Annotated in this window: 24 protein-coding genes; 11 read left to right on the forward strand and 13 right to left on the reverse strand. The window is 66.9% G+C overall.

The features are described 5' to 3' along the window. Positions 1–10: 10 nt before the first annotated feature. From AC1ROX_RS21790 to AC1ROX_RS21810, 5 genes are all read left to right on the forward strand, one after another. A complete protein-coding gene (locus tag AC1ROX_RS21790) occupies positions 11–1,108 on the forward strand; it encodes a microcin C ABC transporter permease YejB (RefSeq protein ID WP_493129037.1) in 1,098 nt (365 codons plus the stop codon). Further along, positions 1,108–2,127 carry an ABC transporter permease gene (locus tag AC1ROX_RS21795; protein ID WP_493129039.1) on the forward strand — a complete coding sequence of 340 codons (1,020 nt, stop codon included), beginning with the start codon at positions 1,108–1,110 and terminating at the stop codon, positions 2,125–2,127. The genes AC1ROX_RS21790 and AC1ROX_RS21795 overlap by 1 nt, the downstream gene beginning before the upstream one ends. Next, entirely contained in the window at positions 2,124–3,761 is a 1,638-nt protein-coding gene (locus AC1ROX_RS21800) for an ABC transporter ATP-binding protein (protein ID WP_493129040.1), read from the forward strand. Before AC1ROX_RS21795 ends, AC1ROX_RS21800 begins: the two co-directional genes overlap by 4 nt. Before the next feature lie 84 nt (positions 3,762–3,845). Beyond that, positions 3,846–4,811: a TAXI family TRAP transporter solute-binding subunit gene (locus AC1ROX_RS21805; protein ID WP_493129042.1), complete on the forward strand. Its 966-nt coding sequence runs from the start codon at positions 3,846–3,848 to the stop codon at positions 4,809–4,811. An 8-nt stretch (positions 4,812–4,819) separates the two neighbouring features. Next, on the forward strand, positions 4,820–5,755 hold the full coding sequence (locus AC1ROX_RS21810; protein WP_493129044.1) for a 2-hydroxyacid dehydrogenase: 936 nt from the start codon (positions 4,820–4,822) through the stop codon (positions 5,753–5,755). 55 nt (positions 5,756–5,810) lie between these two features. Here AC1ROX_RS21810 and AC1ROX_RS21815 read toward each other — a convergent pair whose 3' ends face one another. Then, the gene (locus tag AC1ROX_RS21815) at positions 5,811–7,190 is read right to left on the reverse strand and encodes a leucyl aminopeptidase family protein (protein ID WP_493129046.1); all 1,380 of its coding nucleotides are present in this window, start codon (positions 7,188–7,190) and stop codon (positions 5,811–5,813) included. A gap of 74 nt (positions 7,191–7,264) precedes the next feature. Between AC1ROX_RS21815 and AC1ROX_RS21820 the strand changes: the two genes are divergently transcribed. After that, the gene (locus AC1ROX_RS21820; RefSeq protein ID WP_493129048.1) at positions 7,265–7,933 is read left to right on the forward strand and encodes a glutathione S-transferase family protein; all 669 of its coding nucleotides are present in this window, start codon (positions 7,265–7,267) and stop codon (positions 7,931–7,933) included. Here the strand turns inward: AC1ROX_RS21820 and mdoH are convergent. Together mdoH and AC1ROX_RS21830 are read right to left on the reverse strand one after the other, a co-directional pair. Further along, positions 7,926–9,731 (reverse strand): glucans biosynthesis glucosyltransferase MdoH, encoded by a 1,806-nt coding sequence (gene mdoH, locus AC1ROX_RS21825; RefSeq protein WP_493129050.1) that lies wholly within the window; start codon positions 9,729–9,731, stop codon positions 7,926–7,928. The two genes, AC1ROX_RS21820 and mdoH, sit on opposite strands and share 8 nt — an antisense overlap. Before the next feature lie 44 nt (positions 9,732–9,775). After that, on the reverse strand, positions 9,776–11,269 hold the full coding sequence (locus AC1ROX_RS21830; protein WP_493129052.1) for an OpgD/OpgG family glucan biosynthesis protein: 1,494 nt from the start codon (positions 11,267–11,269) through the stop codon (positions 9,776–9,778). 265 nt (positions 11,270–11,534) lie between these two features. Between AC1ROX_RS21830 and AC1ROX_RS21835 the strand changes: the two genes are divergently transcribed. From AC1ROX_RS21835 to AC1ROX_RS21845, 3 genes are read left to right on the forward strand one after another with little or no spacing between them, the layout of a single operon-like run. Then, positions 11,535–11,984 (forward strand): hypothetical protein, encoded by a 450-nt coding sequence (locus tag AC1ROX_RS21835; RefSeq protein ID WP_493129054.1) that lies wholly within the window; start codon positions 11,535–11,537, stop codon positions 11,982–11,984. Positions 11,985–11,993: 9 nt separating this feature from the next. Further along, positions 11,994–12,398 carry a phage holin family protein gene (locus tag AC1ROX_RS21840; protein WP_493129056.1) on the forward strand — a complete coding sequence of 135 codons (405 nt, stop codon included), beginning with the start codon at positions 11,994–11,996 and terminating at the stop codon, positions 12,396–12,398. Next, positions 12,395–13,336, forward strand: a complete 942-nt coding sequence (locus AC1ROX_RS21845) for a hypothetical protein (RefSeq protein ID WP_493129058.1) — start codon at positions 12,395–12,397, stop codon at positions 13,334–13,336. The genes AC1ROX_RS21840 and AC1ROX_RS21845 overlap by 4 nt, the downstream gene beginning before the upstream one ends. An 84-nt stretch (positions 13,337–13,420) precedes the next feature. Here the strand turns inward: AC1ROX_RS21845 and AC1ROX_RS21850 are convergent, their stop codons facing one another. The 3 genes from AC1ROX_RS21850 to AC1ROX_RS21860 form a co-directional block, all read right to left on the reverse strand. Continuing rightward, positions 13,421–13,600, reverse strand: coding sequence for a hypothetical protein (locus AC1ROX_RS21850; protein WP_493129060.1), 180 nt, complete (start codon positions 13,598–13,600; stop codon positions 13,421–13,423). A gap of 57 nt (positions 13,601–13,657) precedes the next feature. Next, positions 13,658–14,473 carry a universal stress protein gene (locus AC1ROX_RS21855; protein ID WP_493129062.1) on the reverse strand — a complete coding sequence of 272 codons (816 nt, stop codon included), beginning with the start codon at positions 14,471–14,473 and terminating at the stop codon, positions 13,658–13,660. 122 nt (positions 14,474–14,595) lie between these two features. Further along, positions 14,596–15,582, reverse strand: a complete 987-nt coding sequence (locus AC1ROX_RS21860; protein WP_493129064.1) for a Bug family tripartite tricarboxylate transporter substrate binding protein — start codon at positions 15,580–15,582, stop codon at positions 14,596–14,598. 190 nt (positions 15,583–15,772) lie between these two features. On the opposite strand from AC1ROX_RS21860, the gene AC1ROX_RS21865 reads away from it, so the two are divergent. After that, positions 15,773–16,132: a hypothetical protein gene (locus tag AC1ROX_RS21865; protein WP_493129066.1), complete on the forward strand. Its 360-nt coding sequence runs from the start codon at positions 15,773–15,775 to the stop codon at positions 16,130–16,132. Here AC1ROX_RS21865 and AC1ROX_RS21870 read toward each other — a convergent pair. From AC1ROX_RS21870 to AC1ROX_RS21880, 3 genes are all read right to left on the reverse strand, one after another. Further along, positions 16,129–16,962 carry an alpha/beta hydrolase gene (locus tag AC1ROX_RS21870; RefSeq protein WP_493129068.1) on the reverse strand — a complete coding sequence of 278 codons (834 nt, stop codon included), beginning with the start codon at positions 16,960–16,962 and terminating at the stop codon, positions 16,129–16,131. The genes AC1ROX_RS21865 and AC1ROX_RS21870 overlap by 4 nt on opposite strands. 169 nt (positions 16,963–17,131) lie before the next feature. After that, positions 17,132–18,139, reverse strand: coding sequence for a glutathione S-transferase N-terminal domain-containing protein (locus tag AC1ROX_RS21875; RefSeq protein ID WP_493129070.1), 1,008 nt, complete (start codon positions 18,137–18,139; stop codon positions 17,132–17,134). 1 nt (position 18,140) lies between these two features. Next, positions 18,141–19,706, reverse strand: coding sequence for a sulfatase-like hydrolase/transferase (locus AC1ROX_RS21880; RefSeq protein ID WP_493129072.1), 1,566 nt, complete (start codon positions 19,704–19,706; stop codon positions 18,141–18,143). 48 nt (positions 19,707–19,754) lie between these two features. Here AC1ROX_RS21880 and AC1ROX_RS21885 point away from each other — a divergent pair, with 48 nt between their 5' ends. Then, entirely contained in the window at positions 19,755–20,330 is a 576-nt protein-coding gene (locus AC1ROX_RS21885) for a DUF924 family protein (RefSeq protein WP_493129074.1), read from the forward strand. A gap of 93 nt (positions 20,331–20,423) precedes the next feature. Here the strand turns inward: AC1ROX_RS21885 and AC1ROX_RS21890 are convergent, their stop codons facing one another. Genes AC1ROX_RS21890 through AC1ROX_RS21905 form a run of 4 tightly spaced genes read right to left on the reverse strand, consistent with a single transcriptional unit; the run spans position 20,424 to position 25,724 of the window. Next, positions 20,424–20,918, reverse strand: a complete 495-nt coding sequence (locus AC1ROX_RS21890) for an O-acetyl-ADP-ribose deacetylase (RefSeq protein ID WP_493129076.1) — start codon at positions 20,916–20,918, stop codon at positions 20,424–20,426. Between the two features lie 4 nt (positions 20,919–20,922). After that, positions 20,923–21,666 carry a peptidoglycan L,D-endopeptidase MepK gene (locus tag AC1ROX_RS21895; RefSeq protein ID WP_493129078.1) on the reverse strand — a complete coding sequence of 248 codons (744 nt, stop codon included), beginning with the start codon at positions 21,664–21,666 and terminating at the stop codon, positions 20,923–20,925. 42 nt (positions 21,667–21,708) lie between these two features. Next, positions 21,709–23,115: a siroheme synthase CysG gene (gene cysG / locus AC1ROX_RS21900; protein ID WP_493129303.1), complete on the reverse strand. Its 1,407-nt coding sequence runs from the start codon at positions 23,113–23,115 to the stop codon at positions 21,709–21,711. After that, positions 23,115–25,724: a nitrate reductase gene (locus AC1ROX_RS21905; protein WP_493129079.1), complete on the reverse strand. Its 2,610-nt coding sequence runs from the start codon at positions 25,722–25,724 to the stop codon at positions 23,115–23,117. Before AC1ROX_RS21905 ends, cysG begins: the two co-directional genes overlap by 1 nt. Between the last annotated feature and the right edge of the window lie 26 nt (positions 25,725–25,750).

A 25,750-nucleotide genomic window follows, 5' to 3' on the forward strand; every position in this document is an offset into this window, starting at 1 on the left:
CGGCCAATCCATGATCGCCTACATACTGCGCCGTCTCATGCTGGTGGTGCCGACCCTGTTCGGCATCATGGTGATCAACTTCTTCATCATCCAGGCCGCTCCCGGCGGTCCGGTCGAGCAGATGCTGTCCCAGATCCAGGGCACCGCGGTCGACGCCACGGAGCGCTTCTCGGGCAGTTCGAGCGGCGGCGAGACAATTCGCAAGGGCGGCTCGGACTCGTCGAGCGGCACCTATCGCGGCGCCCGCGGCCTGCCGCGCGAGCTGATCGAGCGTATCGAGAAGATGTACGGTTTCGACAAGCCGCTCGGCGAGCGCTTCGTGCTGATGATGAAGAACTACCTGGTCTTCGATTTCGGCGAGAGCTTCTTCCGCAACAAGCGGGTTGTCGACCTCATCATCGACAAGATGCCGGTGTCGATCTCGCTCGGCCTTTGGACCACGCTGCTGATCTATTTCGTGTCGATCCCGCTCGGCATCGCAAAGGCGGTGCGCGACGGTTCGCGCTTCGACGTGTCGACCTCGACCACACTGATCGTGCTGAACGCCATCCCTGGCTTCCTGTTCGCGCTGCTGCTCGTCGTGCTGTTCGCCGGCGGCGGCTATTTCAAGTGGTTTCCCCTGCGCGGCCTGGTCTCGGACGACTGGAGCTCGCTCGGACCCATCGACAAGGTGCTCGACTATTTCTGGCATATGGCGCTGCCGATCGGCGCCATGGTGATCGGCGGCTTCGCGACGCTGACCTTCCTCACCAAGAACTCCTTCCTCGAGGAGATCCACAAGCAGTATGTGCTGACCGCCCGCGCCAAGGGCCTGGTCGAGCGTCGCGTGCTCTACGGCCACGTCTTCCGCAACGCCATGCTGATCGTGATCGCGGGTTTCCCCGCGGCCTTCATCGGCGTGCTGTTCACCGGCTCGCTGCTGATCGAGGTGATCTTCTCGCTCGACGGGATCGGCCTCCTGGGCTTCGAGGCGGCGCTGAACCGCGACTACCCGATCATGTTCGGCACGCTCTACTTCTTCGGCCTGATCGGCCTCGTCATGGGGATCCTGGGCGACATCATGTACACGGTGGTCGATCCCCGGATTGATTTCGAGGCGCGCGGCTGATGAACCCGATGAACCGTCGCCGCCTCGCGGCCTTCCGTTCCAGCAAGCGCGGCATGATCTCGCTCGCGATCTTCGGCCTGCTGTTCTTCGTCTCGCTGTTCGCCGAGCTGCTGGCCAACAACAAGCCGATTCTCATCCGCTACGACGGCGCCTTCTATTCGCCGCTGGTGAAGGACTATCCCGAGACGACCTTCGGCGGCGATTTCCCGACCAACACCGTCTATTCCGACCCGGAAGTGCAGAAGCTGATCGAGGAGAAGGGCTGGATCCTCTGGCCACCCATTCCCTACAGCTACGACACGGTGTTGAAGGGCGACGGCCGCACGACCCTGCAGCCGCCTTCGAGACAACACTGGCTGGGCACCGACGATAGCGGTCGCGACGTCATGGCCCGCCTGATCTACGGCTTCCGCATCTCCGTCCTGTTCGGGCTCGCCCTCACCGTGGCCAGCACGGTGATCGGCATCGCCGCCGGCGCGGTGCAGGGCTATTTCGGCGGCGTGGTCGACCTGCTGATGCAGCGCTTCCTCGAGATCTGGTCGAGCATGCCGACCCTCTACCTCCTGATCATCCTGGCGAGCTTCATCCAGCCGGGCTTCTGGGTGCTGCTGGGCATCATGCTGCTGTTCAGCTGGATGGCCCTGGTCGGGCTGGTGCGCGCCGAATTCCTGCGCGGCCGCAACTTCGACTATGTCCGCGCGGCCCGGGCGCTGGGTATGATGGATGCGCGCATCATGTTCCGGCACATCCTTCCCAATGCGATGACGGCCAGCCTCACCTTCCTGCCCTTCATCCTGGCGGGCTCGGTCACGACGCTGACGTCGCTCGACTTCCTGGGCTTCGGCCTGCCCGTGGGTTCACCCTCGCTGGGCGAGCTGCTGCTGCAGGGCAAGAACAACCTCACCGCCCCCTGGCTCGCCTTCACCGGCTTCTTCGTGATCGCGCTCATGCTGTCCCTGCTGGTGTTCATCGGCGAGGCGGTGCGCGACGCCTTCAACCCGCGCAAGGTGCTGGCGTGAGCGACGATCCCATCCTGCTCGAGGTCAAGGACCTCTCCGTCGACTTCGGCGCCGGCGCCAAGGCCGTGCATGCGGTGCGCGGCGTCAGCTTCGACATCAGGCGCGGCGAGACCGTTGCGCTGGTGGGCGAATCGGGTTCCGGCAAGTCGGTCACGGCGCTGTCGGTCCTGCAGCTCCTGCCCTATCCGGCGGCCAGCCATCCCACGGGCAGCATCCGCTTCCAGGGCAGGGAGCTGGTCGGCGCCTCGACGCGCGATCTGCTGTCGGTGCGCGGCAACCGCATCTCGATGATCTTCCAGGAGCCGATGACCTCGCTGAACCCGCTGCACACGATCGAGCGGCAGGTGAACGAGGTGCTGATCCTGCACAAGGGCCTGTCGCGCGACGCCGCCCGCAAGCGCACGCTGGAACTGCTCGACCAGGTCGGCATTCCCGACGCCGCCAGCCGCCTCGACGCCTATCCGCACCAGCTCTCGGGCGGCCAGCGCCAACGCGTGATGATCGCGATGGCGCTCGCCAACGAGCCCGACCTGCTGATCGCCGACGAGCCCACGACGGCGCTCGACGTCACCATCCAGGCCCAGATCCTGAAGCTGCTGAAGTCGCTGCAGGCGCGCTACGGCATGGCGCTTCTCTTCATCACCCACGACCTCGGCATCGTGCGCAAGATGGCCGACCGGGTGTGCGTGATGACCCAGGGCCGCATCGTCGAGCAGGGCCCGGTGGCCGAGGTCTTCGACAATCCGCAGCACAGCTACACCCAGCACCTGCTCTCGGCCGAACCCAAGGGCCGGCCGGCCGCCGCCGACCCGTCGGCGCCCGAGATCCTGCGCCTCGACGAACTCAAGGTGCATTTCCCGATCCGGCGCGGCGTCATGCGCCGCACGGTCGGCCACGTGAAGGCGGTCGACGGCGTCAGCCTCGCGCTGCGCGAGGGCCACACGATCGGCCTGGTCGGCGAATCGGGATCGGGCAAGACGACGCTGGGCCTCGCCTTGCTGCGACTGGAGCGCAGCGAGGGCGGCATCCGGTTCGACGGCCGCGACCTGCAGGGGCTCGGCCAGCGCGAGCTGCGGCCGATGCGCCGCGAGATGCAGATCGTCTTCCAGGACCCGTTCAGTTCGCTGAGCCCGCGCATGTCGGTGGGCGAGATCGTGGGCGAAGGACTGGAAGTCCACGGCATCGGCACGAAGGAGGAGCGCAACGTCCTGATCGAACAGGTGCTGCGCGAGGTCGGTCTCGATCCCGCGAGTCGCGATCGCTATCCGCATGAATTCTCCGGCGGCCAGCGCCAGCGCATCTCGATCGCCCGCGCCTTGGTCCTGAAGCCGCGCCTGATCGTGCTCGACGAACCGACCTCGGCGCTCGACATGAGCGTGCAGGCCCAGATCGTCGACCTGCTGCGCGACCTGCAGCAGCGGCACAAGCTTGCATACCTCTTCATCAGCCACGACCTGAAGGTCGTGCGCGCGCTGGCCGACGAGGTCGTCGTCCTGCGTCACGGCAAGGTCGTCGAGCGCGGACCGGCCAGCCGGATTTTCGAAGCGCCACAGACGCCTTACACGCAGGCGCTCATCGCCGCGGCCTTCAATCTCGAAGCAATCGGCGGCGACAACCGCGTGGTCGCCACCTAGTTAATTTCAATTGCATTGAAATTTCAGGGGTCTTGCAGGCTTCGCGCGACAAAACTATGAGGAGGGCCTGAAAGGGAGGACGTCATGATCGGCCTTCGCCGCGTCTTGCTCGCCGCTGCTCTTGTCGTCGCCGCTCCTCTCACAGCCCTTGCCCAACCGCAGCCTCTTATCCTGGGGACCGCTTCCGTCGGCGGCACCTACTATGTCTATGGCGGCATCGTCGCGAGCTTGCTGAGCGACAAGGCCGGCCTGAAGGTAACGACGCAGCAGACGCAGGGGCCGAACCAGAACGTCATCATGATCGACGAGGGCAAGCTCGCGCTCGGCATGACCACGATGGGCGTCGCCCTGCAGGCGCTCCAGGGTTCCGCTCCGTGGACCAAGGGCAAGAAGTACGACGGCATCCGCGCGCTGTTCCCGATGTACGACACGCCGATGCAATGCGTGTCACTCAAGAAATCGGGCATCACGAGCTTCAAGCAGCTCGACGGCAAGACGGTCGGCACCGGCCCGAAGGCGGGCACGGCCGGCACCTATTTCCCACTGATCTTCGACGTGCTCGGCATGAACGTGACCGCGCGCAACGGCCAGAGCGCCGAGGTCGGCAACCAGCTCAACGACGGCTTGATCGACGCTTTCTGCTTCGGCGCCGGCGTGCCGGTACCGATCTTCACGCAGCTCGACTCCGAGCAGGCGGTGAACTTCTTCACCTGGACGCCGGAAGAGATCGCGCTCATCCGGGCCAAGATGCCGGAATTCACCGAGGCGACGATCCCGAAGGGCCTCTACAGGCAGCAGGCGGAAGACCAGAAGACGATCGGCCTGTTCAATTTCGCGATCTCGGCCAAGGACCTGCCGGAGGCCACGGCCTACACGATCACCAAGACCATTCTGGAGAACAATCCGGCGATGCTGCGCGCCCACGCGGCGGCCAAGGAGTCGATCGCCGCCAACGCCACACGCAACACCATCCTGACATTCCACCCCGGCGCCGTGCGTTATTACAAGGAAAAGGGAATCAAGCTCGACCCGGCGACGCTGCCTCAGTAGAAGAGGGAATGGCCGACGCTATTGCCTATCTCAGCCGCGATACCGACGGCGTTCTCTGGAAAAAAGTCCTCGAAGCGGGCCTCGGTCCGCTCGATTTCCGCACCCGCGACAATCTCGGCAACAGGGACGATATCGAGGTCGTCCTCGCCTGGAAGCCCGATCGCGGGCTGATCGCCTCCTTTCCCAACGTGAAGCTGATCGTGTCGCTGGGCATGGGCGTCGACCACCTGCTGGCCGACGATCAACTCCCGGCGGGCGTGCCGATCACCCGCATCATGGACGACGGACTGGTCGGCCAGATGAGTGAATACGCCATCTACTGGGCGCTGCGGCACCATCGCGACATCGACAAGTACGCGGCCAGCCAGCAAGCCAAGCAGTGGAAGCCCGAGGACTTCGTCGACACGATCGATCGCCGCATCGGCATCACCGGCCTCGGCACGATCGGCCAGGACACGGCGAAGAAATTCGCGGCCCTGGGCTTCCCGACCGCCGGCTGGAGCCGCACGCAGAAGACGCTGCCCGGCGTCGAGACCTTCCACGGTCCGGACGGGCTGGCGGCGTTCCTCGCCCGCACCGACATCCTGGTGAACGTGCTGCCGCTCACGCGCGACACGAAGGGCCTGCTCGATGCCAGGCTGTTCGCCGCGCTGCCGAAGGGCGCCTACGTGATCAACATGGGTCGCGGCGGGCACGTGGTCGACGACGACCTGCTGGCGGCGATCGACTCGGGCCACCTCGCCGGCGCCGCGCTCGACGTGTTCAACACCGAGCCGCTGCCCGAGAGCCATCCCTACTGGACGCATCCCAAGGTCAAGGTGACGCCGCACATCGCCGGCGCCACCAACCCGCGCACCGCCTCGCCCGGCGTGATCGAGAACATCAAGCGCGTGCGCGCGGGGCAACCGACGATCAACACAGTCGACCCGGTTACGGGGTACTAAAACAAGCCGTCGTCGAGATGACGGGCTTTGCTTTTTGGGCTCAGCCCTCTCTCACCTACTTCCCGAACCTGTCGGCGATTGTGCGATAGATCGCGCGCGAGACCTGGGCCTCGCCGCCTTCGGGGCGGCCCGGCCGGCTGGTGTTGTTCCAGGCCATCATGTCGAAATGCGCCCACGGCACGTCGTCGGGCACGAACTCCTTGAGATAGAGCGCGGCGGTGATCGAGCCGCCGAAGGCGCCGGCCGAGACGTTGTTGATGTCGGCCACCTTGCTGGCCAGCATCTGGCGATAGGGCGCGAACAGCGGCATCCGCCACATCGGATCGGTGACCTGCTGGCCCGCCGCGATCAGCGAGTCGGCCAGCGCGTCGTTGTTGCAGAACAGCGCCGGCAGGTCCGGTCCCAGCGCCACGCGCGCCGCCCCCGTCAAGGTCGCGCAGTCGATCATCATCGCGGGCTTCTCCGACGCGCCCTCGTGCAGCGCATCGCACAGGATCAGCCGTCCCTCGGCGTCGGTGTTGCCGATCTCGACGGTGATGCCCTTGCGCGTCGTGATCACGTCCATCGGCCGGAAGGCATTGCCCGACACGGAATTCTCGACCGCCGGCACCAGCACGCGCAGCCGCACCGGCAGGCGCGTCGCCATGATCATCGACGCCACCGCGAGCACGGTCGCAGCACCACCCATGTCCTTCTTCATCATCAGCATGCCGGCCGCCGGCTTGAGGTCGAGGCCACCGGTGTCGAAGCACACGCCCTTGCCGACCAGGGTCACCTTGGGATCGCTCGCCTTGCCCCAGGTGAGGTCGATCAGGCGCGGCGCGCGCGTCGAGGCGCGGCCCACCGCATGGATCGTCGGATAGTTCTGCTTCAGGAGATCGTCGCCCACGATCACCTTGATCTTCGCCTTGTGCGCCTTGGCGAGGCCCTGCGCCGCCGCCGCCAGCTCGGCCGGGCCCATGTCGGAGGACGGCGTGGTGATGAGATCGCGCGCCATCGAGATCGCCTCGACGATCGCGGTCGCGCGCTTCTTGTCGGCGCCCTGGGGCCACACGAAGCGCGGACCCGCCTTGCTCTTGGTCGCGCGATAGCGCTCGAACTTCCAGGTGCCGAGCCCGATCGCCACGGCGACATCGGTCATCGAGACCGGTGCCGTCTCGCCTTCCAGATGCCATGTGGCGACCGGCAGTTTCGACGCGAGCGCGCCGAAATCCCACAAGGTCGGGGCATTGGGAATCACAAGAACTGCACCTGAAGCCTTGCCGTCATCGCCCGGCAACACGACCAGGTCGCCCGGAGCGCCCGAAATACCGAGCGATTCGATCCACGCACGCTGCGCGGCGGACTGTACCTTCAACCAGGGCTGCCACGTCGATTGACCTACAAACTGCAGGGGTAAGGAGGAAGAAGAACGGTCGACGAACGGCAGCGACATGGCCATGCTCACAATCATCATGGAGAAGGACTAACATTGCCGGCCAAACTCCATGGCTGGCAAGGAGGGCGTCGATGGCCGAGTTCACCGTCGTGATCGGCAACAAGAATTATTCGTCGTGGTCCTTGCGCGGCTGGCTGATGGCCAGGATCGCCGGGATCGAGTTCGACGAAATCGTCGTGCCGCTCGACCGGCCCGAGACGCAGGCGGCGATCCGCAAGCACTCGCCGTCGGGCCGCGTGCCCGTGCTGCTGCACCGTGGCCTCGCGGTGTGGGATTCGCTCGCCATTGCGGAATACCTGAACGACATCAAGCCGGAAGCCGGCCTGTGGCCGCCCTCGGCCGGGGCGCGCGCGCATGCCCGCTCGATCTCGGCCGAAATGCATTCGAGCTTTCCCGACCTGCGCAACAACATGCCGATGAACATCCGCGCCTCGTTTCCCGGCAAGGGCATGACGCCGGGCGTGCGCGCCGACATCGAGCGCATCACCTTCCTGTGGCGCGACTGCCGCAAGCGCTTCTCGGGCGCGTTTCAGAAGGACGAGGGATTCCTGTTCGGCACCTTCGGCGCGGCCGACGCGATGTTCGCCCCCGTGGCGACCCGATTCAAGACCTACAGCGTCACCCTCGACAGCGACGCCGACGCCTACTGCACGGCCCTGCTCTCCCATCCCGCGATGAAGGAATGGATCGACGCCGCCCAGCACGAGCCCTGGCTGATCGACAGCTACGAGATCAAGTAGCGGTCACGCCCGGCGCCTTTTCCTGCCGATCCCAGTCCTGCCGTTCTTCTGGCGTCATGAACATGCGCCAGCGGCGGGCGCCGACGCCGAGGCTGCGGCGGCTCGACAGGACGGCGAGCAGCGGGGCCAGCAGAAGGCCGGCGACCACCGGCAGCAGCCAGTAGAGGAACGACGGCGCCCAGTAACCCATCACCGCGACCGCGGCGATGCCCAGCACGATCTGGCCGAGATGCCGGCCAAGTGCCACTTCCCACGACATGCCGCGATCGCCGCGTTCCTGCGGCGGCCAGCCGACGGCGTGACCGCCCAGGATGCCCAGCACGAACACCGAGTGGAACAGCATCATCACCGGCGCCAGCAGCATCGAGAACAGCGTCTCCAGCAGCACGCTGCCGATCAGCGCCAGTCGACCGCCATAGGCGCGCGCCGGCGAGAACAGGCCGAGCACCATGGCGAGCAGCTTCGGGAGAAACAGCATGACCGCCGTCACCAGCAGCAGCCCGTGCACGTGGCCGGTATTGTATTGCGGCCAGTTGGGGAACAGCGACGGCACGTTGCCGAAATAGACCGGGCCGACGATCTCGTGTTCCAGCACGATGGCGGCGCTGATCAGCAGCGAGCCCAGCCACAGCGGCGAGGCGAGATAGCCCATGATGCCCATCACCAGGTGGAGCCGGCTCACCCAGTGCAGGCCGCGCGCGGGCACCAGTCGGGCATGCTGCAGGTTGCCCTGCATCCAACGCCGGTCGCGGATCGCATAGTCGATCACGTTGGTGGGCAGTTCCTCGTAGCTGCCGCCGAGGTTCGGCAGGTTCCAGACGAAGAAACCGGCGCGGCGGATGAAAGCCGCCTCGACGAAATCGTGGCTCAGGATCTCGCCGCCGAACGGCGCACGGCCCTTGAAGACAGGCAGGCGGCAATATTCCGAAAAGGCCGCGACGCGGATGATGGCGTTGTGACCGAAGTAATTGGCCTCGCCCATCTGCCAGAAGGCGTGGCCCGTCGCCAGCATGCTGCCGTAGAGGCGCGAGGAGAATTGCAGGACACGGGCGAACAGCGTCTCGCGCCCCATCGCCACCGCATGGGTCTGGATGATGCCGGTGCGCGGGCTGGCTTCCATCAGCGCGGCCAGACGCACCATCGTATCGCCCGACATCACGCTGTCGGCATCGAACACGATCATGTGGTCGAAGCGGGCGCCGTGAGTGTCGACCCAGTCCATGATGTTGCCGGCCTTGCGGTGGATATTCTTCCCGCGCCGGCGCCAGTGCAGCCGCTCGCCGATGCCCAGCTGCTGACGCAGCAGCTCGATGCCCGCCGCTTCTTCCGCCGCGATCTCGTCCTTCGTCGTATCGCTCAACACGAACATCTCGAAGGCATCCGACCGGCCGGTCGACTCGAGCGAGCGCCAGGTGGTCGCCATGCGGGCAAAGACTTCCGACGGCTCCTCGTTGTAGACGGGCACGAGGATCGCCGTGCGGCCACGCAGGACCGGCACCTCGCCATCGCCCGCACCCTGGCGGCGCAGCGACAACGGATGCAGGCCGAAGACCTTAAGCACGAAGCCGATCAGAGCGGCCCAGAAGGAGAGCGTGATCCAGCCGAAGCCCAGCGCGAACACCACGAGCAGGGCAATGGCCAGCCCATAAGGCACCTGCGGCCCCAGCGCCGTCGCCAGCAGATGGATGCCGCCCACCGTCGTCGCGGTTGCCAGAACGAAAAGGATGAACCGCCGCCAGCCCGCACGCCCCGCATGCCGGTCGAGGTTCCAGTGCGTGCGGTCTTCTGTGTGTTCCATGGGACGCGCCCTCCTTGGGGCCAAAGCTGGGACACGAATCGGGGTTACTGCCGTATCTGGATGCTGAGGGTCTCGCTCAACCGCTTGCCGTCCATGGTCAGGAAGGCGCGGACCTCGGCGGTCCGGCGGCTCTCCGGTTCGACATCGATGAACAGACGCCGGTTGGTCGAGCCCGGCGGGCGGTCGATCTCGACCCGCACGAGCTTGCCACCGTTCACCTCTACGTTGGACTCGACCAGCCGTTGCTCCGGCAGCCTGGTCAAAGTGTCGCCCTCGAACTCGATGACGAGGCGGCGTGCCTTGTTGTTGCCGTCGACCGGCGCCTGGCGCGTCGCCACCACACGGGCTTCGGGCGAAAGTGCCGCCTCGTCGCTCAAGGCCGAGAGGCGATAGCGATATTCCAGCGGCTTGCCCTTCTCGACCGGCCACTTCGAGACCCAGAAGGCCACGATATTGTCGTGATATTCCGACGGCGTCGGGATCTCGACGAGGCGCACCTCGCCCTCGCCCCAGTCGCCCTTGGGTTCGACCCAGAGGCTGGGCCGTGTCTGGTATTTGGCGACCGTGTCCTGATAGCGGTCGAAATGGCGTTCGCGCTGCTGCAGGCCGAAGCCGCGCGGATTGTTGTCGGCAAAGGACGAGACCTGCAGCGAGCCGGGATTGCCCAGCGGCCGCCAGATGCGCTCGCCCTTGCCGGTCAGCAGCGCGAGCCCGTCGGAGTCGTGGATCTCGGGCCGGAAGTCGTCACGCCACGGACCCATCTTGCCCGACAGGAACATGCTGGTGAGCGGCGCCACGCCCAGCATCGACACGTTGTGGCGCAGGAAGAGGCGCGCATCGACGTCGACCGTTGTGCGCGACCCCGGCGTCACGGTGAAGGCATAGGCGCCGCTGGCGCCCGGCGATTCGAGCAGCGCGTAGATCGTCAGCGATTTGTCGCCGGGCGCCGGCTCGACCAGCCAGAATTCGCGGAACTCGGGAAACTCCTCCGGGCGTGACGTGGCCGTGTCGATTGCCAGTCCACGCGCCGAGGCGCCATAGGCCTGGCCCTTGCCGATCGGCCGGAAATAGCTGGCGCCGAGAAACGAGACGATCTCGTCGAACTTCTGGCCGTTGTTCAATGGATGGGTGACCTTGAAGCCCGCAAACCCGACCTTGGCGGGCGGTACGGCCTTGCCGAAATCGAACATCTCGGGCGATGCCGAGAGCGCCGTTGCCGCCCCCGCCGTTGCTGCCGTTTGGCCGCGCCGGATCACGTACATCTTCACCGGCGTCTGATAGAGGAAGCCAGTGGGAAAGAACTCGACGTGGAATTTGCTGCCGGCGTAGCGCCACAGGATGGAGTCGGGACGGAAGCGGATACCGCGATAGGTGTCGTAGCCCAAGTTCGCCGTATCGGGGACCGGCGCCTCCTTGGCGTAGGCCTGCGTGGCCGAGACCTGAGCCCGCTCGATGAGCTTGTCGAAGAATCCGTCGGCATGAGCGGTCGAGAGACTGGCGCCCACGAACACGACAAGCAGCGCGAGCAATCGGACCACGGTATCTCCTCATACAACGATAGCAACGACGTGCCGCAACGCAGCATTGTCGAATTCGGTTGCTGTCCGGATGGTCACAGGGCGCGGCGCAAAGCCCGGCCGAAGCAGAAGACGGATCGCTGTGGCGCGTGCACCACAGTTCGCTCTCTCCCGCTCCGTTCGCCACGGTACATGACCGTCCCGTGAGCGAAAGTTGAGGAACGAAAACCGCTCAGAGCACGTTGGCGGCGCGCGACCATCACGGCGTTCGCCCAGGGAGAACCAGATGTCCGACCTAACCCAAACTCACGAAAACAAGAACGCCAAGCCCGATCTCGGCGCGGCGGTTACCGAGATCAAGACGGCGCTGACCGGCAAGGCCGAGGAACTCGCCAGCCGGTCGACCGAGAGCGGCGCCGCCGCCGTGTCGGCGCTGGGCAAGACCGCCGAGACGCTCGCCGGTTCGCTGCAGGACCAGTCACCCGCCGTCGCCGACTACGTGCGTTCGACCGGACAGCGCATCGACCGGCTGGCCGACGACCTGCGCGACAAGTCGGCCGGCGAGCTGCTGACGATCGCGACCGACTTCGGCAAGCGCCAGCCGCTCGCGCTGCTGGCCGGATCGGCCATCGTGGGCTTTGCGCTGGCGCGCATCGTCAAGGCGGGCATCGGCGCCGCGGCCGACGCGCCGGGTCCGCGCGCGGATGAGTCCAATGTCGGCCGCATCGACGTCTAGGAGGCCCACATGAACACAACCGAAAGACCGGGCGTCGTTGCCCTCGTCACGGACGCCCTGGGGCGCAGTGCCGACCTGATCCAGACCGAAATCCGCCTCGCCCGGGTCGAGCTGGGCGAAAAGGCCGACGCGTTGAAGACCAGCGTCGTCAGCGGCCTCGTCATGATGCTGGTGGGAACGGTGTTCCTGATTGCGGCCCTCATCCTGGTTCTCCAGGCGCTGGTCGCCGCGCTGATCGAGAGCGGAGTCGCTCCCGCCCTCGCCATCCTCATCGTGGCAGGCGGCTCCGCCGCGGGCGGCATCGTCATGCTTATGGCCGGCAAGAAGACGATCGGCGCCGTCGATCCCACCCCCACCCGTACCATCAACTCCCTGCAGAACGATGCCCGCATGGCGAAGGAGAGCCTGACATGAGAGAGAGCGCCCAACTCCAGCGTGAGGCCGAAGCCCAGCGCGCCGGCCTGTCCAACACCCTCGGCCAGCTGCGCGACGGCATGACGACCTCCGCCATTTCGAACGAGCTGGTCGGCGTCCTGCGGGACAGCAGCCTCACCCTGGTGAAGAGCCTGGCCGATTCGGCGCGCAGCAATCCCGGCGCCGCCCTGCTGATCGGCGCAGGCCTCACCATGATGCTGACCAGGACGACCGGCGCCGACGTCATGTCGGCGGCAGGCTCGGCGCTCAAGGCCACCACCTCCGCCGGTGCCGATGCCGCCGTCGCGGCGGCCAGCGGCGTGAGGAGCGCCGCCGGTTCGGCGGCCGACACGGCCCGTTCTCTGGCCGGCCAGGCCAGCGACACCGCGAAGTCCCTCGCCGGGCAGGCGAGCGACAAGGTGACGGACATGGCCGGTAAGGTGACGGACAAGGTCACCGGCCTGGCGAGCGGTGCCACCCAGTCGCTGAAGGACACGGCCACCAGCACCGCCGACTCACTGCGCGGCACCGCCGACACGTTGCGCGACAAGGCGGGCGAACAGGTCGATCAGGCCCGGCGCCTGGTCCATGACGGCCAGGATGCCGCCCAGCATCTCGAGCAGGATGCGACGCGCCTCGCGGCCGACACCAAGCAGGCCGTATCCCGGCTGCTTGAAGAACAGCCCATCCTGGTCGCGGCCATCGGCACGGCCCTGGGCGCGATCTTCGGCGCCGCGCTGCCGGTCTCCCAGGCCGAGCGCAACGTGCTGGGCAAGGTCGGCGCCCAGGCGATCGACAAGGGCCGCGAGGCCCTCGAAACGGCCAAGGAGTCCGTCAGCGAACAGATCGCCGACGCGCATCTCGGCGAGAAGGTCGGCGACATGGCCGGCAAGCTGGTCGACACGATGGTGCCGACCTCGCCATCGCGCACGGCCTGAGCTTCGCCGAGCCAACCCATGAAAAAGCCCGGCGAATTGCTTCGCCGGGCTGCTTGGGGAGGATTCACCGCGAAGGGTGAAGGATCACGAGTTGGGCTTGGGCAGTGATGTCGGGCTGATCCGAAGGATCTTGTAGCCGACCTGCTCCAGCTTCACGGCCTCGGCCTGGGCTTCCGCCAGGCTCGAATAGCCGATGCCGATTTCAGACTGGGTGCGCGGGTCTACCGTCCACACCATGTGCTTGCCGAATGCTTCGTTGCTCATTGCCCCTTGTACAGGCCTTCAGGTCCGGAGTCCGTACCCTCTCATACCGCCCGCCGCTCAATGCGCCAGCAGTAGCGGCACGGGGCATGAAGCGATCACCTTCGCCGTCGCGCCGCCGAGACCCAGGAAGTTCGACAGTCCGCCATGGCCATAGGCGCCCATGATCAGCAGGTCCGCGTCTTTCTCCCGCGTATAATCCAGCAGCGCCCGGCCACGGGCACGACCCGACACGTCGCCTGGATCCATTGTCTCCACCGTCGCCGCGATACCGTGGCGGCCGAGCGTGCGCACGAGGAACGCCGTGCCGACAGTATCGGACGGCGCGCCGGCCACGACGATCGTCACCGTCTTCGCCCGGGCGAGAAAAGGCAGGGCATAGCCCACGGCACGCGCGGCCTGGGCGCTGCCGTTCCAGGCCACGACGACCGAGGACATCGGCCAATCGCCGCGATGGGGCGGTGCGATCATCACGGGCCGTGCGCACTCGTAGAGTGCCGCATGAACGGTTTCGGGGGCGATGTTCTCGGGATCGGTGCCGGGCCGGCCGAGCAGCAGCAGGCTCGATTCGCGGCCCATGGCGACGAGCCGCTGGCGCTTCAGGCCGGGGCCGCTGAACGTCGCGCCGGCGAGCGGCGCGATCAGCTCGCGGTAGGCCCGCTCGGTCTCGGCCGCGCGCCCCTCGACGCGGGTGTCGGACTCGGTCTTGAGGAAGGGCATCGACTGCAGCGCGATGTCGGCATCGCCCCGTTTGACCTCCGAGAAATGGACCGCATCCACCGTGGCGTCGAACAGCCCGGCGATCTGCGCGGCGAGGCGGAACGACATGGCCGCATCCGGCCCGCCCTCGGAAATCGCCAGAATGGATTTGTACATGGACCGGCCTCCCCCACCGTTATCGATGAGGAATTAGCACAGACCGGACATCATCGGGCAGAAAGACGGCCTTCCCCCAGCACGGAGGACGGCGCGGCGGTTCGGATCGGGTCGGCGCGGCCTCAGCCGTCCACCTTGGCGCCGCTCGCCTTGACGATCGGCGCCCACACCGCGATCTCGCTCACGATGCGGTCCTGCAGGCCCTTGGGCGACATCGGCCAGGGATCGGTGCCGAGCGCGGCGAACTTGGCCTTCACGTCGGCATCCTCGAGCGCCTTGGTGCCGGCAGCCGCCAGCTTGTCGACGATCTGCTGCGGCACGCCGGCCGGGCCGCCGAAGCCCATCCAGACTTCCACGACATAGTTCGGCACGAATTCGATGATCGCCGGCACGTCGGGCGCCGCCTTGTTGCGCTCGCGGCTGGTGACGCCCAGCGCGCGCAGCTTGCCCGCCTGCACATGCGGGAAGCAGCTCGGCATGTTGTCGAACATGATGTGGACGTTGCCGGCGATGAGATCCTGCATCGCGCCGGCGCTGCCCTTGTAGGGCACGTGCACCATGTCGGTGCCGGTGAGCTGCTTGAACATCTCGCCGGCCAGATGGATCGTGGTCCCCGAACCGGACGAGGCCATGTTGTACTTGCCGGGGTTCGCCTTCAGCAATGCGATCAGCTCCGGCACGGTCTTGGCCGGCACGCTGGGATGGACCACCAGCATGTTCGGCCACACCGACATGCCGGCCATCGGCGAGAAGTCCTTGGCCGAATCGTAGGGCAGCTTGGCGTAGAGGGCCGGCGCCATGCAGAACATGGAGATGGTGACGAGGCCGATCGTGTAGCCGTCGGGCGCTGCCTTGGCGATCGCGTCGGTGCCGATCGTGCCGCCGCCACCCGCCCTGTTGTCGATCAGCACCTGCTGGCCCAGCAGCTCCGAGACCTTGGCCATGACGATGCGCGAGATGTTGTCGGTCGCGCCGGCCGGCGTGTAGGGCACGATGAACTTGATCTGCTTGTTGGGGAAAGCGTCCTGCGCGCGCACGACGCCCGGCGCGGCGAGGGTTGCAGCGGCGCCGGCAAGAACGGCACGACGGGTAGCCTTGAACTCGAACATGACTCCTCCACACACGACTTTTCTTATCTATGGCGCGGACGCTAACAGTCCGTCCGGCGGGCGTCACGCGAACCCGTCCCGCCGGCTCGCGCTGCGGGTCGGGAAGCAGAAATTTTCATCCCGCCCCTGGAAAACATCGTTGGCCGGGCCGGCCCATAGCAGCAAGCATCATGGCGAAAAGGAGATGCAAATGCTCGCCTACAGGACTCCCGCCGAGATCGTCGCTCACGACGCTTCGATGCCGACGACCGCAGCGGCGGGCGCCCGTATCGCCGCGACCTTGCGCGGGCTCGCGATGCGACTCCGCGCGCAACAGGCGCGCGGCGTTTTCTATTTCGTCGGCGATGCGTTGAGCGCCGTCGACATCTACTGGACCACGGTCATGAACATGATGCTGCCGCTGCCGGCGGCGCAGTGCCCGATCCGCGAATCGTCACGCCCGGCCTTCGCCGCCAGCGACCCGCAGATCGTGGCGGCGCTCGACCCGATCCTGATCGAGCATCGAGACCGCATCTTCAAGGCGCACTTCCGCGACCCGATGGAGTTCTAGGGCAGGCGCGCGTCGATCCACGCGGTGATATCGGCCATCACGCCTTCCTTGCCGGTGTCGGCCAGCAGGTCGTGGAAGTGGTCCTTGTAGAGCTTCAGGGTTTTGTCGGCGGAGCCGGCCGTGTCGTAGAAGAACTGGCTGCCCTCGCAGACGGTCGCCTTGTCGGCGGTGCCGTGCATGATGAGGACGGGCAAGGTAATCTTCGGGAATTCCTCGCGCAGGCGCTCGTCGGCGCGCACCAGTGCGGCGACGGTGGCGGCCGGCTGGATCTCGTGGGCGGTGAGCGGATCGGCGTTCAGGGCCGCCACGGCCGCGGGATCGCGCGAGAAATCCTCGTTCTTGAGCTTCAGCACCGGCAGGCGCGGCGCGATGTGGCTCAGCCCCTTGATGGCGGCGAGCGCGAAGCCCGGCGCCGGCACCTGGAAGGCGAAGCTCTCGCAGATGAAGCCCGCGAGCTCGGCCTGGTTGTCGAGCGTGTAGGTGGCGGAGACGACGCCGCCGGCGCTGTGGCCCAGCAGGAAGACCGGCAGGCCGGGATGGCGCGCCTTGGCGATCTTCACGACGCCGGCCACGTCGGCGACATAGTCGGCGACGTCGTCGACATAGAAACGCTCGCCGTCCGACTTGCCGCGGCCGCGCAGGTCGAGCGCGAAGACGGCATGGCCCTTCTTCACGAGTTCGCCCGCCGGCCAGAGATACTGGCCGCCATGCGAATTGACGCCGTGGCAGATGATGACGACGGCGCGCGGCGCACCCTCGGGCTTCCACGAGCGCAGATGGATCTTGAGGTCGCCCTTGCTGTCGAAAGTCTCTTCGGTCGCGGTCGTCATGGTGTCTCTCCCCCAGGCTGAAAAACTTAGGGGCAGAGTTTTACTGTGCGATTACTGCATCGGCCATTCGACCTTAGACAAGCCACCGAAATCCCGGGAATCGGTTCCCGGGGGTGTCCGTTTCGTTCGTTGCGTTTATTTCGTTTGTTTCGTTTATGCGTCTTGCGCTCTAGTCGAGCCAGCGCAGGCAGCCGGTTTCAGCGAGCACGGGATCGAGCCGGTGCCGCACGTCGACCGGCAGAGCGGCGAGCTTCTTGCGCAGCGCGTCGTAGCACTTCACCTGGTAGCGGAACGGCGCCTGACTCCACTTCCGGCCGAGAATGTCGAGATCGACCGACGGCGCGCCGCGTTCGAGCGCCGCGCGATTGGCGGCGAGGAACGGCAGGTAGGTCTCGCCGCAATGTTTCAGCAGGGCCGTCACCGCCTCCGGCAACGGCGCATCGGCCGCCAGCCATTCGCCCTCGACGCCCGAGGCATCGTCGAGACGCATCAGCCAGCAATAGACGTCGGGCGCGCGTTCGCGCATCTCGGCCATCGGCGTCGGATCGACCGACAGGATCTGGAGTTGGCCGAACAGGCCGAACTCGGCCAGCGACGGCCGCGAGCCGAACAGGAACTCCATCTTTCGGACATGGGCATCGAGCGCGTCGAGGATGATGCGATAGCTGTCCTCGATGATCGGCCGGTTGGCGTCGGTGCAGCCGACCATCGCCATGCGGCCGACCTGGCGGTCGTTGAACGCCTGCATCGCCTCGCGCCGCTCGGCGTCCGGCATCTGCGGATCGCGCGAGGTGATCACCCATCCCTGCGCGAACGCCCGGTCGGGCGCGTAGTACCAGCGATAATGGAACATGATCTTGGTGACCCACTCGTCGCCAAAATCCTCCAGCAGGTCGCTGAGATAGGCGTGCGCCGGATCGTCGGGCACGATCGAGCGCTGGCCGGGATGCGCGCGCTCCAGCGCATAGGCGAGCGGCGTCGAATCGTTCATCACCGTGCCGTCGGGAAACGTCAGCGCCGGGATGACCGGCGGCAAGCCGGCCGCGACCGCGACGTCGCGCGGCCAGCCCACGGCCTTCCAGATAAAGGGCAGCCGGCGATAGCGCAGAATGGCACGCATCTTCACCGAATAGGGCGACGGGCCGAAGCCGTGAAGGATGTAGGGCTGGTTGCTCATCTCACCACTGTCCAAAGAAGATGCCGTGCTGGCGATGCTTGGCCGTGCGTGCCGCGACGTAAGTGTCGTCGACGGTGACGCGACTCTTGCGCGCCTTGGCCCAGGCGTTCAGCCGCTCCTCCATCTCGCGGAAGATCGGCGCGTAGGTCAGGTCGCCGCCGAGATCGCACCGCTCCTTCGGGTCGTTGGCGAGATCGAACAGCATCGGCCTGAAACCCTGCCACCAGACATATTTCCAGCGTTCGGTGCGGACCATGATGGCGCGGCACTCGTTGGGCTTGCGGCCGAGGATCGTGCGCGCCTCGCGGAAGGAATAGTCGAGTTCGGAGAAGACAGCGTCGCGCCAGGTGTCGAGATGGATCTTGCGCAGGAGCGGCAAAAGAGATCGGCCCTCCAGCAGGTGATCCTGCGGCGGCAGGCCCAGCGTCTCGAGGATGGTGGGCACGACATCGATCGCCTCGACGAAGCGCTCGTCGACCGTGCCGCGCGTCAGGTCGGCCTCGGGATCGGGATCGACCACGATGAAGGGCACGCGCTGCGCCTCTTCGTAGAACATCTCCTTTTCGCCCAGCCAATGGTCGCCCAGGAAATCGCCGTGGTCGGCGGTGAAGACGATCAGCGTGTCGTCGAGCCGGCCGGCGCGCTCCATGTGGGTGAACAGGCGGCCGAGCCAATCGTCGAGCTGGGTGATGAGGCCCATATAGGCCGGCCGCACGATGCCCGGCGCCTCGGGCCGGCTGAAGGAGACCGATTCCTCCATCTCGCGATAGGCGGCGAGCACGGGATGCTCGTTGACCCGCTCCCGCTCGTCGCGGTTCAGCGGCAGCATGTCGGCGGCACCGTACATGTTGTGATAGGGCGCCGGCGCCATGTAGGGCCAATGCGGCTTCACGTAGCTGAGATGCAGGCACCATTGCTTGGCGCCCATCTCGTCGATGAAGCGCATCGCCTCGCGCGTCATGTAGGCGGTCTCGGAATGCTCCTCCTTCACGCGCGCCGGCAGATGGACGTTGCGCATGTGCCAGCCCGAGGCCTTCTCGCCATTGGGCCCGTCGGCTGCGATCACGAAGTCGCTCCACGGATCCTCGGAGACGTAGCCGTGGCGCCGCAGATATTCGGGATAGCCGCTCTCCGCACCCGGCGGCGAATGGCCGTCATAGCGGTCCAGCTCCTCGAAGCGGCCGGCCCGCATCAGCGCCTCCAGCGCCGAGCCGCCCTCGATGCCGAAGCGCTCCAGCGCCTCGAGGTCGGGCAGGATGTGGGTCTTGCCGGCCAGCGCCACCTTGATCCCGGCCATCGACAGGAATTCGCCGAGGGTCTTTTCGCGCAAGGAGAGCGGCACCCGGTTCCAGGTGGCGCCGTGGCTCGACACATAGCGGCCGGTATAGAAGCTCATGCGGCTCGGCCCGCAGACGCCCGACTGCACATAGGCGCGCGGGAAGCGCACGCCGCGCGCCGCCAGCGCGTCGATCGCCGGTGTCCTGAGGTGCGGATGGCCGGCGCAGGACAGGTGATCCGCGCGCAGCTGGTCGCACATGATGAACAAAACGTTTCTGGCCTTGCCCACGGTTTCCTCTCTCGACGGGTTCTGTGCGCCCTGTCTACCTTAAGACGCATGACACAGACGCCGTCCATCCGCGACATCATCGATTTCTGGTTCCTGCCGCTCGGCCATCCCGACCACGGCAAGCCGCGCGACATCTGGTGGAAGAGCACGCCCGAATTCGATGCCGAGACCATCGGCCGGTTCGGCGGCGCCATCGAACGGGCCATCGCGGGCGAACTCGACGCCTGGAAGGATTCGCCCGAGGGCGCCCTGGCGCTGATCCTGCTGTGCGATCAGTTCACGCGGAACTGCTTCCGCAAGACGGCGCGCGCCTTCGCCGGCGATAACAAGGCCATCGAGATCGCGCGCTACGCGGTGGCGCGCTTCTATCCGTCGGTGTTCCCGGTCGACATGCGGCTGTTCTTCTACATGCCGTTCGGCCACAGCGAGCAGCTCGCCGACCAGCAGTTCGCCTGCGCCCTGTTCGACACGATCGGCGGCGAGGACAATCTGAGGTCAGCCGCCGACCACCGCGACGTCGTCGCCCGCTTCGGCCGCTTCCCCCACCGCAACGAGGTTCTGGGCCGAGCCACGACGTCGGAGGAGCTGGAATACCTGAAGAACGCCAATCGCTACGGGCAGTGACGGTAACAACGGAGCGCGCAACTCCAGTTGCGCTCATCCTCTGTGCCTCGACGAAGCTTGAGCGCCACTGGAGTGGCGCGCTCCATTGATAGGCTAAGCGCCGACGATCTCGCGATAGACGTCGGCGGTCGCCTTGTCGAAGCAGCAGAAGATCACGTGTTCGGGCATGCGGATCATGTTCACCTCGTGGACGGCGATCTCGGCGGCTTCCTGCTTCGGGTAGCCGTAGATGCCGGTCGAGATGGCGGGGAAGGCGATGCTGTGGAGGCCGTGCACGATCGCGAGCGCCATGCTGTTGCGATAGCAGCGGGCCAGCAGTTCGGGCTCGCCCTGCGTGCCGCCGTGCCAGACCGGGCCGACCGTATGGATGACGTGGCGCGCCTTGAGGCGATAGCCGGCGGTGATCTTCGCTTCGCCCGTGGGGCAGCCGCCAAGCGTGCGGCATTCGGCGAGCAGTTCGGGGCCGGCGGCGCGGTGGATGGCGCCGTCGACGCCGCCGCCGCCCAGCAGGCTCTCCTTGGCGGCGTTCACGATGGCATCGACGTCGAGGCGCGTGATGTCGCCCTCGACGATTTCGATGCGGCTCATGGTGTTACCAGTAGCGGACGGGACCGGTGTCGAGATGCACGAAGCCGGAGCGCGGGTAGAAACCAACGCCGCCCATGTTGAGCGACCGCGCGGCCTGGCGGATGCGGAACACCGGGACGCCGGGGAACCGGATGTCCATGGCGTTGCCGTTCATGTGCTGGCTGTCGCGCGCCACGCCGCGGCTGACGCTGGCCAGCCAGGCATTGCTCTCGGGCGAGCGGAAGGCCGACAGGACCTCGATCTGGCCGGCATAGCCCGCGATGCGGGCGGTGTGCCACAGCACGTCGAACAGCAGCGGATCCATCTCGGTCACGCCGCTGTCGCGGCTGTCGCGCAGGAACTGGTTGAGCTGGTCGAGCGCGGTGCGGTGATAGGAGCCGTTCGACCAGTAGGTGACCGTCACCTCTTCCTTGGTGTTGAAGTTCACCAGGCTGAGGCTGCGCGGGCTGGAGAGGTCGAGATCGGGCGCCGGCAGCGGCGCGGCCAGGGCGGCGGCAGAGGGTGCGAAACCGCCATAGCGGCCGGCGCGGGACGAGGTGGCCGGTGCCTTCTTCTGCTGGGCGGCGGCCTTCTGGATGTTCGCCGACTTCGCGGGTGCAGCAGTCGTCTTCTTCGTGGTAGCAGCCTGGGTCGTCGCGGTGGCGGCGGTCTTGACCTTGGGAGCGGTCGAAGCGCCTGTATTTGTTTGGGCGAAGCCCGTGCCGGCAAATGCCAACAGTGTCGCCAGGCTCAGTACAAAACTACGCATCCCTGCCCCGGTGTTGTTGCATTTTTGTCACAGACACCCTTATCAGAGACCCATTCTCGACTCAAAGCTTAATTCCTGGTCACGGCTGAGGGCCAAGCCGACCACTTCACCCACCATGCAGAGCGTGGGACCGCTCAGGTAAGCCCGCTGCGCCTGCCGATCGATCGTGGCCAACGTCCCGACGACCCGACGCTCGCGGTCCGTCGTGCCGTTCTCGATCAGCGCGACGGGAGTCGAAGACGGCAGGCCGTGGGCGATCAGTTTCGAGGCGATCTGCTGCAGCGCACCCGCCCCCATATAGATGACGACGGTCTGCCGCGGCCGAGCGAGCATCTGCCAGTCGAGATCGACCGTGCCGTTCTTGAGATGGCCGGTGACCATCACGCAGGCCTGGGCATGGTCGCGATGGGTGAGCGGAATGCCCGTGCTGGAGGCACAGCCCAGGGCCGCCGTCACGCCGGGCACCACCTCGACGGCGACGCCCGCTCTCACCAGCGCTTCGACTTCCTCGCCGCCGCGGCCGAACACGAAGGGATCGCCGCCCTTCAGCCGCACGACGCTCTTGCCGGCACGCGCCAGCGCCGCCAGCCGGTCGTTGATCTCCTGCTGCGGCATGCAATGGTTCGCCCGCCGCTTGCCGACATAGACGCGCTCGGCATCGCGGCGCGCCATCGCCAGGACCTCGTCGGAGACCAGCCGGTCGTAGACCACGACGTCCGCCCGCTGCAGCAGGCGATGCGCCTTCAGGGTCAGCAGGTCGGGATCGCCCGGCCCGGCGCCGACCAGATGGACCATCCCGGCCGACGGCGTCTCGCCGCGCACAGTGTCGAGCAGGCGGATCAGTTCGCGGCGCGCACCGATCTCGTCGCCGGCCAAAGCGAGCTCGCCGACCCGGCCCTCGAAGACGCGATCCCAGAAGCGGCGGCGCGCCCGCGGCACGACGAGGGTGCGGCGAACCTGTTCGCGGAAGATTTCGGCGAAGCGCGCCAGCCGGCCCAGCGCCGCCGGAAGGCTGCGCTCGAGCTCGGCGCGGATGCGGCGGGCGAGCGCGGGCGACGTGCCGGCGGTCGAGATGGCGATGGTGATCGGCGCGCGATCGATGATCGCCGGCATGATGAAGGTCGAGAGCGCCGGCCGGTCGACGACATTGACGGGAACGCAACGCGCCTGGGCGGCGGCCGACACACGTGCCTGCACCGACTCGTCCTCGGCAGCCACGATGACCAGCGACACGCCCTCGAGATCGTCGTCGTCGAACGCGCAGCCGGCCCAGGAAATATGCCCCTCGGCAATGAAATGGGCGACCTCGCCACAGACGGTCTCGGCGATCAGCGAGACCTGGGCGCCGGCCTTGAGCAGCAGCTCCGCCTTGCGCGCGGCGGCCTCCTCGCCGCCGACGATCAGCGCGCGGCGGCCCTGCAGCGAAAGGAAGAGCGGGAAAGTCTGCATCACGCGGCCTTCACCTGGCGCGCGGCGCGCAGCAGCGCGCGAATCTCGGGACGGCAGGAGCCGCAATTGGTGCCGGCATGCGTCTTCGCGCCAACGGCAGCCAGCGAGGTCGCACCGTCGGCGATGGCCGCTTCGACGGCACCGCACGACACGCCGAAGCAGGCGCAGATCTCGCCGCCGCGATGCATGTCGGTCCCGCCCTGCAGCAGCGCGTCGCGCTGTTGCATCGTGAGGCGGTCCATTGCCATGAACGGTGCGAAGCGATCGCGCGCCTCGGCCTGGTATGTCGACCCCAGCGTCATCACCGCTTCGACCCGGCCGTCGCTGACGACCGCGCCCACGCCATCCTCGCCCGCGAGCCAGGGGCCCGGATTGGCCGTGCGCACGGCGGCAGACAGGGCCTGTTGGGCCACGGCGAGAGGCTGGTCGCCCGCAACGATGTAGGCGTGATAGCCGGCGCCTCTGATCCGCGCCCAGTAGGAAATCTCCGGCAGCATCACCGCGCGCCGAGCGAGAATCGTGCCATGCCAGCGCATATCAAGACGACGAATCTCGACAGGGGTGTGCTTCAACTCCGGCTGGCCGGAAATAGGATCGACGGCCGGATTCACTGCAGCGTTGATGCGACCCGCGCGGCTCACCTGCGCGGTCCAGTGCATGGGCCCGAAGGCCTCGCCCTTGCGTAACGAGTCCGTCACATGAACACGCAGCACGCCCCGCCCCCAGGCGCTCGTCACTTCTGCGATGTCGCCATCGGCCAGGCCGCGCACCGTGGCGTCGCGCGGATGCAGTTCGATCGCAGGCTCGGGCCGATGACCGGCAAGCCGCACCGACTTCCCGGTGCGTGTCATCGTGTGCCACTGGTCGCGCACGCGACCGGTATTGAGGATCAATGGCCGCGCCTCGTTCGGTGCGTTCACCGGTGCGCGCGCCGTGGTGGCGATGAACCGCGCGCGCCGGTCGGCATGGAAGAAGCTGCCATCGCCGAAGAAGCGCTGGTCCGCGCCGCCGCCCCAGGTGAAAGGCTGAAGCGACTCGTAGGCCGCATCGTCGAGCGTGGCGCGATCGCCGATGTCGAAATCGCGCGTGCCGGCGTTCTCGAAGCCCGAGAGCGCGGCATGCTCGCGGAAGATGTCGGCGACGCCGCGCCACGCGAAGGCGTCGCCATGACCGAGGCGCCGAGCGACTTCGGAGAGGATCCACCAATCCTGTTTCGCCTCGCCGGGCGGCGGCAGGAACGGCCGCTGGCGCGAGATGCCACGCTCGGAGTTCGTCACCGTGCCATCCTTCTCCGCCCAGGCGAGTGCCGGTAGCCGGATACGGCAGGCATCGACGGTGTCGGTGGCGCGGATCGCCTCGGAGACGATCGATAAGTCGCACCCGCGCAACGCCTCGCGCACGGCATCGGCATGGGGAAGGCTGGCGACGGGATTGGTCGCCATGATCCACACCGCCTTGATGCGGCCGGCACGCACGGCTTCGAACAGGTCGACCGCCTTGAGGCCGGGCCTGGTCGCCATGTGCGCGGCGCGCCAGAAGCGACCGACCCTGTCGATCTCGGTCGCACCGAAATCCATATGCGCGGCGAGCGTGTTGGACAGCGCACCGACCTCGCGGCCGCCCATCGCATTGGGCTGGCCGGTGATCGAGAAAGGCCCCATGCCCGGCCGACCGATGCGACCGGTCAGCAGGTGGCAGTTGATCAGCGCGTTCACCTTGTCGACGCCGGCGCTCGACTGGTTAACGCCTTGGGAATAGAGCGTCACCACCTTTTCGGTGCGGGCGAACCAGTCGAGGAAGGTCGCGATGTCGGCCGGCGGCAAGCCACAGGCCGCAGCATCCGTTGCACGCGCGGCGGCGAGCGCCGCATCGAGGCCCGACGTATGCCGGTCGACGAAGTCGCGGTCGGTCACGCCGCGCTCCGCAAGACCCGCGAGCAGGACGTTGAACAGCGCCACGTCGCTGCCGGGCTTCAGCGCCAGATGCAGATCGGCGATGTCGCAGGTCTCGGTGCGGCGCGGATCGATTACCACGACCTTCATCGAGGGCCGCGCGCGCTTGGCGGCTTCCAGGCGCTGGAACAGCACGGGATGGCACCAGGCGAGATTGCTGCCGACCAGCACCACGAGATCGGCCTGCTCGAAATCCTCGTAGCGGCCCGGCACCGTGTCGCTGCCGAAGGCACGTTTGTGGCCCGCCACAGAGGAGGCCATGCAGAGGCGCGAATTGGTGTCGATGTTAGCGGTGCCGAGGAAGCCTTTGATCAGCTTGTTGGCGACGTAATAATCCTCGGTCAGCAACTGTCCGGAGACATAGAAGGCGACGGCATCGGGCCCATGCTGCTCGATCGTCTTCCGAAAGCCCTCCGCCACCGTGTCGAGCGCGACCTCCCATGAGACGCGCCGTCCGTGGATCTCGGGATGCAGCAGCCGGTCTTCGAGCGACAGCGTCTCGCCCAGCGCCGCACCCTTCGAGCACAGCCGTCCATGATTGGCGGGATGCGCGCGGTCGCCTGCAATGGCCGCCCCGCCCTTCCCGTCGGCCGTCGCGACCAGCCCGCAGCCCACGCCGCAATACGGACAGGTCGTGTGGACGCCGGCGGCGGTCATGACGAAAGGTCCCTCGCTACGCTCGG

The sequence above is a fragment of the Reyranella sp. GW821-FHT14A01 genome, from assembly GCF_058803965.1.